This window comes from Candidatus Saccharibacteria bacterium, assembly GCA_016700375.1.
Taxonomy (GTDB): Bacteria; Patescibacteriota; Saccharimonadia; order Saccharimonadales; family UBA4665; genus JAGXIT01.
In genome coordinates, this window is record CP065016.1 from 633,985 (window position 1) to 649,360 (window position 15,376).

At 47.6% G+C, this 15,376-nt stretch carries 6 protein-coding genes, 2 tRNA genes and 2 rRNA genes; 1 reads left to right on the forward strand and 9 read right to left on the reverse strand.

Annotated elements, in window-relative coordinates; translation table 11 throughout:
* Positions 1-234: 234 nt before the first annotated feature.
* The 3 genes from IPP75_03270 to IPP75_03280 form a co-directional block, all read right to left on the reverse strand.
* Positions 235-4,105: ribosomal RNA gene (locus IPP75_03270) — 23S ribosomal RNA — on the reverse strand.
* Between the two features lie 817 nt (positions 4,106-4,922).
* Positions 4,923-4,999: transfer RNA gene (locus IPP75_03275), tRNA-Ile, on the reverse strand.
* A gap of 323 nt (positions 5,000-5,322) precedes the next feature.
* Positions 5,323-5,399 (reverse strand) — tRNA-Ala (locus tag IPP75_03280).
* 83 nt (positions 5,400-5,482) lie between these two features.
* On the opposite strand from IPP75_03280, the gene IPP75_03285 reads away from it, so the two are divergent.
* Positions 5,483-6,064 (forward strand): GNAT family N-acetyltransferase, encoded by a 582-nt coding sequence (locus IPP75_03285; GenBank protein ID QQS68928.1) that lies wholly within the window; start codon positions 5,483-5,485, stop codon positions 6,062-6,064.
* Positions 6,065-6,135: 71 nt separating this feature from the next.
* Here IPP75_03285 and IPP75_03290 read toward each other — a convergent pair whose 3' ends face one another.
* The 6 genes from IPP75_03290 to gyrB all read right to left on the reverse strand — a co-directional run bounded on the left by IPP75_03290 (position 6,136) and on the right by gyrB (position 15,306).
* A complete protein-coding gene (locus IPP75_03290; protein QQS68929.1) occupies positions 6,136-6,681 on the reverse strand; it encodes a hypothetical protein in 546 nt (181 codons plus the stop codon).
* 159 nt (positions 6,682-6,840) lie between these two features.
* Positions 6,841-7,899 (reverse strand): Fic family protein, encoded by a 1,059-nt coding sequence (locus IPP75_03295; protein QQS68930.1) that lies wholly within the window; start codon positions 7,897-7,899, stop codon positions 6,841-6,843.
* A gap of 253 nt (positions 7,900-8,152) precedes the next feature.
* Positions 8,153-9,623: ribosomal RNA gene (locus tag IPP75_03300) — 16S ribosomal RNA — on the reverse strand.
* 276 nt (positions 9,624-9,899) lie between these two features.
* A complete protein-coding gene (locus IPP75_03305) occupies positions 9,900-10,712 on the reverse strand; it encodes a hypothetical protein (GenBank protein QQS68931.1) in 813 nt (270 codons plus the stop codon).
* 40 nt (positions 10,713-10,752) lie between these two features.
* Positions 10,753-13,323, reverse strand: coding sequence for a DNA gyrase subunit A (gene gyrA, locus IPP75_03310; GenBank protein ID QQS68932.1), 2,571 nt, complete (start codon positions 13,321-13,323; stop codon positions 10,753-10,755).
* Positions 13,324-13,326: 3 nt separating this feature from the next.
* Entirely contained in the window at positions 13,327-15,306 is a 1,980-nt protein-coding gene (gene gyrB / locus IPP75_03315) for a DNA topoisomerase (ATP-hydrolyzing) subunit B (GenBank protein ID QQS70156.1), read from the reverse strand.
* Between the last annotated feature and the right edge of the window lie 70 nt (positions 15,307-15,376).

Sequence of the window (15,376 nt, forward strand, 5' to 3'; positions counted from 1 at the left end):
GGTTTTTCTCGTCGCGCGGGGTCGCGGAATAAATCCGCCGACTCCGGCTGCTCTTTTCCCTCAGTCCGAGGTGATGTCACAGTCGGTGTCGATGTCCATTACAAGTAGACGGATGTTAGAAAAGAGCTAGCAATGTTGAACAAACGTTGCTACCGGTATGGTAAAACCACACCAATAACTAGTCAATGCACTTTTTGCCTATGAACCATGCACAAAAATGCACGATTCATAGGTCGTAAAAAGTCAATGTCCCTATTAGTACGCTTCGGCTACACATGTTGCCATGCTTACACCTTGCGCCTATCAACCAGATAGTCTTTCTGGGGGATCATGGGGAAATCTAATCTTGAGGCTAGTTTCGCGCTTAATATGCTTTCAGCGCTTATCTATTCCGCACGATAGCTACTCAGCAATGCCCTTGGTAGAACAACTGATACACCAGCGGTGCGTCCGCCCCGGTCCTCTCGTACTAGGGGTAGATCCTCTCAAATTTCCTTGCGTCCACAGCGGATATAAACCGAACTGTCTCACGACGTTCTGAACCCAGCTCACGTACCTCTTTAACCGGCGAACAGCCGGACCCTTGGGACCTGCTCCAGCCCCAGGATGAGATGAGCCGACATCGAGGTGCCAAACAGCATCGTCTATGTGAACTATTGGATGCTATAAGCCTGTTATCCCCGGCGTAACTTTTATCCGAAAGCGCTGCCGATACCACACTCTTGTACAAATGTACTGACAGCGGAAAACTTACTCCGACTTTCGTCCCTGCTCGGCTTGTAGGCCTCACAGTCAAGCTAGCTTATGCGTATACACTATCACTACGATTTCCATCCGTAGTTAGCTAACCTTTGAACGCCTCCGATACTCTTTAGGAGGCAACCGCCCCAGTTAAACTACCCACCAGACACGGTCCGGAAGCCGGAAATTGCATGCAATTTCTTCGGCTTGTGTACCAATTATCCTGTCACCTGTCACGCATGAATTAACAATTACCATGTAACAATTGAGTTCCAATCGTTACAGGTTACATGGTCATCCAATGTGACACGTTACAGGTTACATGTGACACAACCCAAATTGTATACAATTTGCGGCTCCCGTAAGAACAAGATCATAACAAGGGTGATATTTCACTGGTGGCTCCACCAAGACTAGCGTCTCAGCTTCAAAGCCTCTCACCTATACTACACATGTTATAACCCGGCTCAATGCCAAGCTGTAGTGAAGCTGCACGGGGTCTTTTCGTCCTGCTGCGGACAGACGGCATCTTTACCGTCAATGCACTTTCACCGAGCTCTTCGTTGAGACAGTACCCATATCATTACGCCATTCGTGCGGGTCAGAACTTACCTGACAAGGAATTTCGCTACCTTAGGACGGTTATAGTTACCGCCGCCGTTCACTGGGGCTTCAGTTCGCTGCATACACAACTCCCCTTAACCTTCCAGCACTGGGCAGGCGTCAGCCCGTATACATCCACTTTCGTGTTAGCACAGACCTATGTTTTTGGTAAACAGTTGCATGGGTTCTTTAGCTGCGGCCCCCTCACTCTAGCTACGCTAATGAGACAAAACCTACGGTTTTTTCTCATCGCTCCGGGCAAATGGAATACATTTGCTCGGGCTGCTCTTTTTCCCTTCTGGGCTATAAGAACAGTTTTCGCATAGTGAGCTTTAGAGGTCAGCTTTCTAATTGATATGTCTCTAAAAATTGTTCGATTTGTCTCACTGTAAGAAGTTATAAACTTACATGCTGAGACAGGTTTTCAAAAAGAAAACTGGCTAACTCACCTGTCGTAGACAGAGTGAGGGGGCAGACCTTATCCCGAAGTTACGGTCGCTTGTTTGCCGAGTTCCTTAACGAAGAATCACTCGTACACCTTGGTCTTCTCGACCTGAGCACCTGTGTCGGTTTGCGGTACGGATGGCATGTACCACGCGTTATATTGCTTTTCTAGTCAGCACTTTCATAAGAATTCAACCTGATGGTCGTTTCATTCGTACGCATTTCTCGTACTTAGACGGATATAACCATGAATCCGCTCCTACTACTATGCCGCGCACATATAACAAATACATGCCAGTACGGGAATATTAACCCGTTGTCCATCGCCTACGCTACGCGCCTCGGCTTAGGACCGACTAACCCTGGGACGATTACCGTGGCCCAGGAAACCTTGCTCTTTCGGTGGGCAGGATTCTCACCTGCCTTATGGTTACTCATTCCAACATTCTCACTTCCTCACGCTCCACCAAACCTCACGGTTCAACTTCAACGCTGAGAGGAACGCTCCTCTACCGAGCAATGCACAGCATTGCAATTATCATGTCACAATTATCATGTCACAATGAATTACCGATTGGCGTGTAACGATTGAAGCTCAATGGTTACATGTTACAGGGTAATCCTAGGTGACATGTTACAAGTTACATGGTAATCGCGATGCCATGCATCGCTCTCACATCTTCGGTGCTATGCTTAGCCCCGTTACATTTTCCGCGCAGGGTCTCTTGACTAGTGAGCTGTTACGCACTCTTTAAATGAATGGCTGCTTCTAAGCCAACATCCTAGTTGTTTAAGAAACCCCACCTCGTTTCCCACTTAGCATAGACTGAGGGACCTTAGATGGTGATCTGGGCTGTTTCCCTTTTGAGCGACGAGCTTAGCCCCGCCGTTCTAACTGCTGTAGTTCCACTGATAGTATTCGTAGTTTGTCAAGGGTGGGTAATCTTGCGACCCCCAGTCCGAAACAGAGCTCTACCCCTACCAGCTACCGTACAACGCTAGCCCTAAAGCTATTTCGAGGAGAACCAGCTATCTCCAGGTTCGATTGGCATTTCACCGCTAACCACAGGTCATCCGGGCGTGTTGCAACTCGCTACGGTTCGGTCCTCCACGTCGTTTTACCGACGCTTCAACCTGCCCATGGTTAGGTCACCTGGTTTCGGGTCTATTTACTACGACTGAATGCCCTATTCAGACTCGCTTTCGCTTGGCTTACGTCATATGACTTAAGCTTGCCGTAGCAAATAACTCGTTGGATCGTTCTACAAAAAGCACGCCGTCACGAGCTCATCACTAATGATGAGCAATTAGCCTTTATCCTGTCACCTGTCACAATGGATTACCCATTACTGTGTAACGATTAAGGTTCAAACGTTACAAGTTACATGGTAATTCTATGTGACATGTTACAGGTCAATGGTTACATGCTCTTCACGCAGTGAAGAGCCCGCTCCGACTCCTTGTACGCACACAATTTCAGGTTCTATTTCACTCCCCTCCCGGGGTTCTTTTAACCTTTCCCTCGCGGTACTTGTTCTCTATCGATCATGTAATATATTTAGCCTTGGAGGGTGGACCCCCCAGATTCAGTCAGGATTTCACGTGCCCCGACCTACTCGACAACCGTGTCTCGCAAGCGAGGCACAGAGTCATGAGTTAAGAGTCACGAGTTAAGAGTAGCTTGCCTCGGCTCTGCCGAGTTTATAAAACAGCAGCTACGCTGCTGGCATTTTCCACTCTTGTCTCTTGTCTCTTGTCTCTTTCGTCTGTGTCTTGCTCGCAAGACACTTTGCAAATATAAGGTTGATGAAACTTGGCGTACCGGGCTATCACCGTCTATGGCGCAGCTTTCCAACTGCTTCTGCTCGCCTCATCAATTTCTAACCTTATGCTAGACACTGGTAGATCTAGCTGCCTCGTGTGGACTCCCGCAGAAGCGGACTCCCACACAAGGATGTTTGCAATGTCACAACCCCTAATTTACATTCGTCTACCAACTTATTTGCCAGTAATAAATTACCAGGCAAAAGCAAAATAGGTTTGGGCTGTTCCGGATTCGCTCGCCACTACTACCGGAATCGTTGTTTACTTTCTCTTCCTCGCCCTACTAAGATGTTTCAGTTCAGGCGGTTACCTACTCACTATCCTATATATTCAGATAGCGGTGACTAGACATTACTCTAGCCGGGTTTCCCCATTCGGACATCTCCGGATCAAAACATATTTGGCTGTTCCCCGGAGCTTTTCGCAGCTCATCACGTCCTTCTTCGGTATTACATGTCAAGGCATCCGTTGTGTGCGCTTGAGTAACTTTTTACGAATAACGGGACAAAACTACGTTTTTTCCCGTCGCTTCGCTGCTCTTTTTCCTTAGTGGACAGACTTTTGCCGGAATAAATCCGTCAAAAGTCAGAGTTTGATTTGACGAGAACAAACTTCGTTTGTTCCGTTTTTGTGCAATTGTCCGATGGTTCTTAAAGAACTATCGGACGAATCACGAACATTTACTCGTAAAAATAAACGCTCGTGTTGACTAGTTATTGGTATGTACAAATCAGGGTTATGAGTTAAGACGTAAGAGTTAAGGAATCTTATCTCTTAAATCATGCCTCTTATCTCTAATTTATTCCAATAGCCGTTTGTCTACTGTGACTATTTGTTCGTAAAAACAAATAGTCTTGCTTTCTTGTTCGCTGTAACTCTCGAGGGGGTACCCCGAGCGATGTCGAGCGAACAAATTCTCTTCTCTAACATTTCAACTTGTTAAGTTGCGACTCAAGACACTTCACCGTTGTCCGTATCTTTCGAAAAAGAAAAGATGACGATGCGTTTTTAGCTTGAGTTTAAGCTTAAAGCTTGGCGGTTTATTTCCGTTTGGTCGGTCTTACCGAAGCCTCACTGTCTAAACTCAAGCATCCGTACAATTCTACTCTCTTTTACAGAGGCGGTCAAGCCAACCGCGTAGTCATTTTTGCAACACCTTCGCCTCTGATACTGCTTGACGATTGTGTAATATATATCACAAAAAAATCCGCATACGCGGATTTTTGATTCTTGGTGGGCGATGAGGGACTCGAACCTCCGACCTCGTCATTATCTCCTCGGGAGAAAATGATTTGTAAATCAGTTCTAGCTGGTGGGCGATGAGGGACTCGAACCTCCGACCTCGTCATTATCAGTGACGCGCTCTAACCAGCTGAGCTAATCGCCCATCAGCTAGAATTGATTGAATTTGTAAATTTGCTTCGCTAACGCTCAGCTGTCATTTGCAGTGACGCGCTCTAACCAGCTGAGCTAATATTACCTCACGCCATATCGCTTTTATTTTAGTTATTCCGCGATTTGGGTTCAGTATATATTTTAGCTAACCGCTAAAATATCGCCCTAGGTTATAAATGGTGGAGACGCTGTGCTTGAGGCACTGCGCCCCCATGATAGTAGTGAGACACCTTTCATCAGGTTTTCTCATCGCACCGCGCAAATGGAATACATTTGTTCTCGGGCTTCCCTTCCTGCAACCACAGAAAGCTACTTTGGTGGAGTGACGGGGACTCGAACCCCGGACCCCCTGCTTGCAAAGCAGGTGCTCTAGCCAACTGAGCTATCACCCCTCGTCCAAACTACCGCAGTATTTTAACGGAATACACCTTTAAAAACAAGCACGGAGGCTGGAAAATTTGATATAGTGATACGCGTGAACATAGGAATAGCACCGGCAATCGACGAAGACATAGAAGATATCCGAGCCATACTCGAACATGGCATACGAAGCAAAATGTATCGGGGCGACCTTGCCTGGGGCGAAGCTGCCACTGACGAAAAACAGCTAAAGGCCATTATTGCTGGCGGCAATATGTACGTAGCCTACACAGAAGAAGACATAGTAGCGGTATTTATGCTGTTCTGGGACGACCCTGGGCGTTGGGGTCAGCAACCCCCTGTCGCCGGGTACCTACATCGTTTTGTCGTTGCGCCTGGGCTGCGTGGCCAAAACGTGGGTAGCCAAATAATAGACCTCATTTGCAAGGAGGTTGCCAAAAATGGCCGTCAATTCCTTCGCCTGACCGCCCCAGCCGATAACGAAAAACTAAAGGCATACCACCTAAAAAACGGCTTCACCCGTGCCGACCATAAGGCCAACCCGACTCACCTCTCCGAACCCATAGCCTTCTTTGAGCGTCCCGCTGCAGCAGAGAAAAAAGCATCACAAACTTCACAGAAGAAGTCATTCGCCCAAAAACTCCGCAACATCCGCCTCAGCCAACGCTATGAATAGCCCCAATTTATGCTGCAGAAACAGGCCTAGGTTAGCCTAGAAGACTTCTGGGCTTAGGGCGTAGCGATTCATTATTTCTTGTGGAGGTTTTGTCTCATCCCACATAAAATAAACTGGCACCCAGGGCTTCCACTGCGTCTAACAAAATAGAGGTGATATCTATGCGTTGAAGGCGGCTCAGTAATGACCGCATGTGCTGAGCCCGTTTGAGTCGCTTCATATGCTTGTATTTTCTCTACCTGCGCTTTTGCAGCAGCACAGTTGTGACCAACCATTACGCACACATAGTTCACTGCGAGTTTTTCGAGCTCAATCGCTTCCGGGTCGGTCGCAGAAGGTACATATGCTGCGGCTGGGTATCTTCGAGTATTCTCATCGTATCTAGCACGGGTAATGTCTACCCTCGCCCGTGAAAGCTCAACCTGCAACCGAGTATTTTCACGCTCTAACCGTTTTTCCGGAGTGTTCGGAACATACTTTGCTATAGCTACAGACAGTAACAACAGCATTAGGACACCGAAAAACGTCAATGACGATTCGTTCGTGCGCCATCGTTTTATAAATGAGGGCTTCACTTCTATGGGGTTTTTTGGACTAGGAAATTCTCTTGGTTGCATAATAAGTCTAGTATACCTTGGCTTCAACAAGACTGTCGACCCCATGAAACGGCACTCTCATTAGCTTCACATGATCGTAATTTTGAGCTATTACTCTCGATTGCATTTTATTTTAAACATCACAATACTTCATAAAGAAGTTGCCATATGCTTAGTAGTTCACATTGCAGCGATGTTGTAGTGTGTGGCGGAATAGATGTACTGATCTATAAAAAGTTGCTTGAAGGGGACAATGGAGTTTTGTTCGTAGAAAATGAGTGTGGCTTCTTTGTAAGCCGTTTCGTCTACCGCACGGTACGATATGGGAGCATAGCCGTTTGCAAGCAAAACGCCATTTGCGAGCAAACGAGCTGTCCTTTTGTTGCCGTCGGCAAAGGGCTGTATGTAGCTCATACCCAATACAACCATCAGCGCTTTTTCGTAAACAGAATCAATTGCGTTGACGTAGACTAGTAGCTGCTCCAATGCCTCTCTAATCTGGAAAGCATTGCCGAGAGGAACATATTCTGTACCAGTTATGCCAACAACCGTCTGTCGCAAATTTCGGGCAACACCTAATTCTGAGACGGCAAGCTCCTGTATCTTTTCTATTGCTGAGACGCTTGGTTCGTGCCAAAGCTCAAGATTTTCATAGACAAATGTAAAGGCAGCTTTCTGCCCGAGCAACATTTGCACCTCAAACTCAGTATTTTTTGGCGACTTTATGCCATAAAGTAGTAGCTGTTCGGTATCGAGTAGTGTGTATGTATTTCCTTCTATCCGGGCAGATTTCCATGACATCTCTACAACAAAACGCTCCAATTCACGCTTGCGAACATCGCTATTCTCATTCGCTTTGTTTCGATAACTTTCTGTCGCGCTATCAAGCTGTTCATTTTCTTGCTCACCCACCATTGTAACTGGGGGCAACTCAAATAGATGATGGTTATAGCCCGTCTGCATTATCCGGTCTTGCTGTGGTTTTCCCAAGTAGGTATCCACGTCAAACGTTCGGAGCAGTAGTCCTTTGCGCTCTAACGTATATCGTATCGACCGTCCGGCACCAATTCGCGCTAGATACCCCGCGGCCAACAGATTCGAAAGGCTACGTTTTATAGTTACCAGAGATGTTTTTCTCCCGCTACGGGCGTGTATCTCTGACGAAGAGTAGCTTTTACCCTTCTCGAAGTAGCTTAGAACTATATTATTCGTATCATTCATAGATAATAATCGTATCATAGTGATACGATTATAGTCAACAGAAAAGAAGGCCTCTCGCAAGTGATGGCCTTCTTTGTTCATTCAGATTGTATCAGTGCTTTCCTGATTAAAAACTGAATAGTGCAATCAACGTTGTTATCACATAAGGTTCAGAAACTGAATGTGTCGTCCGACTTGCGCCGGAAATTGGATTGTCAGTACTGATTTACAATCCATCGACATCGACCTAACTCTGCATTGATTACTCGTTTGCAGGTTAGTTTCTCCCTAGAAAGGAGGTAATCCATCCGCACGTTCCCGTACGGATACCTTGTTACGACTTAACCCCAATCATCTGGTTTACCTTAGGGCGAGACGAAGCTCACACGTCAGGTACCCCCGACTTTCATGGTTTGACGGGCGGTGTGTACAAGACCCGGGAACGTATTCACGGTAGTATAGCTGACCTACCGTTACTAGCGATTCCGACTTCATGCAGGCGAGTTTCAGCCTGCAATCTGAACTGGGACCGGCTTTGATGGGATTTGCTCCGTCTCGCGACTTGGCTGCCCTTTGTACCGGCCATTGTAGCGTGTTTGTAGCCCCAGATGTAAGGGTAATACTGACCTGACATCATCCCCTCCTTCCTCCCCGTTACCGGGGCAGTCTAGCCTGAAAAATACAACAGACTATAAGGGTTGCGCTCGTTGATGGACTTAACCAAACATCTCACGACACGAGCTGACGACGGCCATGCAACACCTGTCACTTGGCTCAATAAAGCACTCTCGCCTTTCGGCAAAATTCCAAGGATGTCAAACCTGGGTAAGGTTCTTCGTTTACCATCGAATTAAACAACACGCTCCACCGCTTGTGCGGGTCCCCGTCAATTCCTTTATGTTTTAGTCTTGCGACCGTACTCCACAGGCGGGATGCTTAACGCGTTAGCTTCGCTACAAGAGGGGTCGATACCTCTTACAGCTAGCATCCATCGTTTACGGCGTGGACTACCGGGGTATCTAATCCCGTTTGCTACCCACGCTTTCGTGCCTTAGTGTCAGGGACGAGCCAGTTACCTGCCTACGCCATCGGTATTCCTCCTAATATCTACGGATTTCACTCCTACACTAGGAATTCTAGTAACCTCTCTCGCCCTCTAGCTGAGCAGTTTCTGTAATGTGTATATGGTTGAGCCACACGCTTTCACTACAGACATACTCTGCCACCTACGCAACTCTTTACGCCCAGTAATTCCGGATAACGCTTGGATCCTCCGTATGACCGCGGCTGCTGGCACGGAGTTAGCCGATCCTTATTCATCTGCTACCGTCATATTCGTCACAGATAAAAGCAGTTTACAACCCGAAGGCATTCATCCTGCACGCGGCGTTGCTCCATCAGACTTTCGTCCATTGTGGAAAATTCCCTACTGCTGCCTCCCGTAGGAGTCTGGGCCGTTCTCAGTCCCAGTCTGGCTGATCATCCTCTCAGACCAGCTAACGATCGTCGACTTGGTGAGCCATTACCTCACCAACAATCTAATCGTACGCAGGCCGTTCCCAAACCGCCGTAGCTTTACTCCGTAGAGCACATGCGGTATTAGCTACTCTTTCGAGCAGTTATCCCTCAGTTTGGGGTACGTTCCTACGCGTTACTCAGCCGTCCGCCGCTCGTGTACTCCCGAAGGAGCCTTACCGCTCGACTTGCATGTATTAGGCACGCCGCCAGCGTTCATCCTGAGCCAGGATCAAACTCTTCAAAAAAGAATTTGTCTTAGCGCCAGATTGAATCTGACTTACTTTCATGAATCTATGATTCGAAATTTCTAAAACAATTCACTCCGGCAAAAGCCGGAAATGTGAACTGACGTTGATTGTCCCCCTCGTAAAAAGGGGACGTTGCACTATTCAATTTTTAATGAACAAGATTGAGAGACACTAAATAGAGACCTCAAAAGCACTAGCTGCCTATTGTATAGGTCGAAACTCCACAAGTCAAGGATATATTTGCCCTATTTTGTAGTATTCACCACAACACATTTATTTTGTGGTAAATTGTCGAAACATAGGATGACCCTCGTGCGCATGAAGGTCTCTAATCATCGCCGTTACAGCGTTTAGCCCCTCAGCATATACAATGGATTCCGGTAGCATATCTCTTTCGGCTTGAGAAAGGCTTCTCCTTCTCTCCTCAGGCCTATCAATCCAAAACCCCCCAATACCAGGAGCATTATTTGGCTCAGGACGTGAACTCCCGGTGCCAAATGCCTGATATTTATCTTCAACCATTATGGCATTTCGAGCTGGAGGTACTACTGCGACTGCTCCACTCCATAATATTGGGCGGGGCTGTGGAGGATATATTAGTCCACTATCCGCATGACGCCAGGAACGAACCTGCCAATCTTTAACATCAGCCCGAGGGGTGATTTCTGGATCAACTATCACATATGGTAACCGATTCTGTATGCCCATAGTACAGATTTTTGCTTCTTGATGAAGCGTGGGCCCCATTGTCAAAAGCACCGCCACGGCAACATCAGACTCTTCAACTGCATCCAGGAACGGCTGGAAATCTTCGTAAAGTACTTCTTCCGGAGATGTTGTATCGACAAATCGCTGAAATACATTATCTAGATGTTTTGCGGCGCCGATTTCTTTAATCCAGTCAGTAATTTGTGTCGTTTTGCCCTGGTCGCGTCTTGCATCCACCTCGCGTGATATCTCAGTCGTCGGAACGCCGACTTCTTCCTCTACCGCCAGAAGGAACTTCAGTTTTGCAAAACCTGTTTTATAGCAAGTCCGATCTACATCAGTTACAACACACAAATCAACAGGTGAAATTTCAGCCATACAATTTATATTGTATCATAATTAGTAGATTTAGTAAACTCTACTGTCCACCCACATCATCCAGGGCATCATCCTCATCTAGTTGTTCGGTCTTCTCTACGAGGGCCAAGGATACAACTTGGTCGCCGTCGTTGAGACGCATAATGCGAACACCCTGCGTTGCGCGGCCGAGTGCAGGAATATCTTTTAGCCCAAGACGAATGGTTTGACCGTTTTGGCTGATGATTATGACTTCCTGCTCGTCTGTGTCACTTAATGTGTTCACACCGACTAACTCACCCGTTTTACTGTTTACCACGGCAGAACGAATGCCAACGCCCCCGCGAGCATGTGGCGTAAACTGAGCAACTTTTGTGCGCTTACCGTAACCATAGCGACTAATCACAAATATGCTACTGTGCTCATCCACTACGTCCATGCCAATGACTCGGTCATCGGCACGTAGCCGTATACCACGCACGCCGCGGCTTACTCGACCCATGGGTCGGGAATCGCGCTCGTGGAAGCGTATAGCCTGTCCTTGGCTTGTGCTTATAATGACTTCATTGTCGCCCGTAGTCATTCGAATCCATTTCAGCTCGTCGCCTTCGTCCAGGTTAATGGCTATGAGCCCAGTTGTTCGAACGTTTTTGTACTGTTCAAACGGTGTTTTCTTTACAACGCCACGGACGGTACACATTATGAGATTTGCGCTTGTTTCCTTTTCTGTCTTCGACACGTTTATGACAGCGCTTACCGTTTCTTCTGGCTGTAATTGCAGGAGGTTAACAATGGCTATTCCCTTCGCATTTAAGGAGGCGGCGGGCACTTCATATGTCTTCAGGCGGAAGACGCGACCTTTGTTCGTGAAGAACAGTAGAAAATCATGCGTAGATGCATTTACAACGTGTTCGATAACATCTTCCTCACGTGTAGCCATGCCCCGACGACCTTTTCCACCCCTTCCTTGGCGTTTGTATTCTGCCAAAGTACTGCGTTTTACATAGTTTGCCGATGTAAGCGTTACAACTACCTGCTCATCAGGCACAAGGTCTTCGTCGCTCAACTTGTTAAGTTCGCTCGCAACAACGCGCGTTCGACGTTCGTCTCCGTACTGTTTTTTAAGCTGTTTCATCTCATCTTTTATGATGCCCAGTATTTTCTTTTCGTCGGCAAGAATGGCCTCTAGTTCAGCAATGAGTTTCATAAGTTCGACTAGTTCGTCTTCAATTTTCTTGCGCTCAAGGCCGGCGAGCGTTCGAAGCTGCATGGCAAGGATAGCTTTGGCTTGAATTTCAGATAGTGCAAATTTTTTAATCAAATTTGCCTGAGCTTCTTCGGTGGTCTGACTGGCTCGAATAGTATTGATGACTTCGTCGATATTATCGAGTGCAATCTTGAGCCCTTCGAGCACATGGGCTCGGTCTTTCGCCTTACGGAGTTCAAACTCTGTTCTTCGGCGCACAACCTGCTGTCTGTGTTTGATATGTTCGCTTAGAATATCCTGCAGGCCAAGCACTCGAGGCTGTATGCCGTCTATAAGGGCCATCATGTTGTAGTGGAAGCTGGTCTGAAGCGGGGTGAGCTTATACAACTGATTGAGCAACTTTTTGGGGTAGGCGTCCTTTTTGAGGTCTATAACAATCCGGACGCTGCCGCGAGCACTTTCATCGCGCAAATCGCTGATACCCGATATTTTCTTTTCTTTCACAAGGTCGGCAATTTTGATAACTAAACTTTCTTTGTTTAGTGCGTACGGAATCTCACTAATAACAATTTGGTGCCTGCCCTTGACACCTTCGACTATCTCGGCAACACCGCGCACCACCACTCCGCCGCGACCGGTTGCGTAAGCCTGGCGAATAGAGCCAGCACCATACACAATACCTCCCGTCGGGAAGTCAGGACCAGTAATGAACTCAAGCAGTTTGTCGAGTGGGGCATCGGGATGGTCTATTTTATATACCGTAGCGTCTATAACTTCGCTTAGGTTGTGGGGCGGAATGTTCGTAGCCATACCCACAGCAATACCAAGCTGTCCGTTTAGCAGTAGGTTTGGCAGTTTAGCCGGCAGCACGGTAGGTTCCTGTGTGGTGCCGTCATAGTTATCACGAAAATCTACCGTATCTTTGTCTATATCTGCCAAAAGCTCATCGGCCAACCGATGCATTTTGGCTTCGGTATACCGCATAGCTGCGGGCGGGTCACCGTCCATACTACCGAAGTTGCCCTGCCCGTTGACGAGCAAATAGCGCGTTGACCAGGGTTGCGCCAAGCGCACCATAGAGTCATATATAGAGGCGTCACCGTGGGGGTGATATTTACCCATTACTGCACCAACCACGTTTGCACTCTTGCGGTGCCGCGCACTGCTGCGAAGCCCCTCTTCGTTCATAGAATACATAATGCGGCGATGCACCGGCTTCATACCGTCACGCACGTCTGGGAGAGCCCTGTCGATGATAACGCTCATAGAGTAGCGCAGGTAGCTATCTTCCATGACACTCTCGACCGTGCGGCCTTCGACCACGCGCGAATGGTCCGACTGTATAATTTCTACTTCGTTCCGATGCTCAAGTCGCTCTTCGTCCTCGACATCAAGTGGTGTGTTATCTAGTGTTTGGTCATCCATATCTTATATATCCAAATCTTTCACAAATTTTGCGTTTGCCGTAATGAAGTTTTTACGTAGCTCTACCTCTGTACCCATGAGCTTATTGAAAATAGCATCGGCTTTTTCGGCATCATCCACTTTAACCTGTACAAGCACGCGTTTTTCCGGATTCATTGTTGTCTCGAACAGCTGCTCGGCATCCATTTCACCCAGACCCTTGTAGCGCTTTTGCTCTATAAAGCCTGCCTGCTTGTAGCGCTCGTCTTCTGGGTTTACCTTAATACCTTCTTTTTTACGAGCAGCAATAGTGTCGTCGAGCCTAGCTTCAAGCTCAGCTTCGTCGTATATAAAGACACTGTTTTTGCGCCCTGCCTTCACCAGCTCAAATAGCGGCGGCTTGGCAAGATATATGTGCCCACCATCAACAACTTCTTTCATGTAACGGAAGAAAAATGTAAGTAAGAGTGTCGAGATGTGACTCCCGTCTACATCGGCATCGGTCATAATAATCACTCGGTGATAGCGCAGTCCATCGAGGCTAAACGAATCGCCAATCCCAACCCCAAGGGCCTTGATGAGATTAAGGATTTCATTATTCGCGAGCATCTTGTCTAGTCGAGCGCGTTCTACGTTGAGCACCTTACCGCGAAGCGGCAGAATTGCCTGTGTTTTACTATCACGACCGGTCTTGGCAGAGCCACCGGCTGAGTCACCCTCAACCAGATAAATCTCAGAACTGGCTGGGTCTTTGCTGGAGCAGTCTGCCAATTTGCCCGGCATGCTAGCACCATCAAGCACACCTTTGCGGATAATGTTTTCGCGGGCAGCTCGAGCAGCCTTACGAGCGCGAGCAGCAAGCAGCGCCTTACCAACAATCTTACGGGCAATGTTTGGGTGTTCTTCGAGATAGTATGACAAATACTCCGTCATAACCTGCTCGACATAACCACGCACTTCTGGGTTACCGAGCTTGTTCTTCGTTTGCCCTTCAAACTGCGGATTTGGCAGTTTTACTAATATAACGGCCGTCAACCCTTCGCGCGTGTCTTCCCCGCTCAGGTTTTCTTCTTTCTCTTTGAGCAGACCCTGCTTGCGGGCATAGTCGTTAATGACACGTGTTAGCGCCGAACGAAAACCAGTTAGGTGCGAGCCGCCATCTGGGTTGAATACGTTATTAGCAAACTGCTTTATGGTCTCGCTAAAGCTCTCTGTATACTGAAGCGCAACCTCAACCTGTGTGTCTTCGATGGTCTTATCGACGTAAAATATATCTTCATCGACCGGTTCCTTACCCTGGTTCAGGTTTGCAACATATGACTTTATACCGCCTTCGAAATAAAAACTGTACTTCTTACCGTTTGCATGATTAATAAGAGTTGTTCGTACACCCTTTGTGAGATATGCTGCGTGGCGTAGACGGTCAAGAATGGTGTCGTAACTAAAGGCCGTACTCTCGGTGAATATTGTGCCATCTGCATAGAACGTAATTTCGGTGCCATGCTTGTCGGCATCGCATTTGTCAACGACCTTCAGGTCGCCCTGCGGCACACCCGTTTCGTATTCTTGATAGTAAACTTTGCCGTCACGGAATACTTTCACTGCTAGTTTGGTGGCCAGTGCGTTCACGACACTCACGCCGACACCGTGCAAACCCCCTGAGACTTTGTAGCCACCGCCGCCGAATTTGCCGCCTGCATGCAAGACGGTAAGCACTGTTTCAACGGTGCTCTTGCCTGTCTTGGGGTGGATATCTGTTGGTATACCACGCCCGTCGTCGGTCACGCGGATTGCTCCATCTTCAAGCATTTCAACAATAACGTGAGTTGCGTACCCGGCTAACGCCTCGTCAATACCATTATCTACAAGCTCCCACACTAGATGGTGAAGACCTTCAATACCGGTGCCACCTATATACATCCCGGGTCGTTTCCGAACCGGTTCAAGTCCCTCCAGGACCTGAATTTGATCAGCAGAATACTGTTTCCCTTGACTCACTCGAATATCCCCTCTACGTTTTGGTTCTACACCTTTTGTACTCAGCTTCTAGTATATCGTGTATTTGACGTTTCTA

What these genes read in the sequence shown, in the direction of transcription:
- IPP75_03290 (QQS68929.1), bottom strand. Translation starts at nt 6,681, where the DNA reads ATGCAACCAAGAGAATTTCCTAGTCCAAAAAACCCCATAGAAGTGAAG.
- IPP75_03295 (QQS68930.1), bottom strand. Translation starts at nt 7,899, where the DNA reads ATGATACGATTATTATCTATGAATGATACGAATAATATAGTTCTAAGC.
- IPP75_03305 (QQS68931.1), bottom strand. Translation starts at nt 10,712, where the DNA reads ATGGCTGAAATTTCACCTGTTGATTTGTGTGTTGTAACTGATGTAGAT.
- gyrA (QQS68932.1), bottom strand. Translation starts at nt 13,323, where the DNA reads ATGGATGACCAAACACTAGATAACACACCACTTGATGTCGAGGACGAA.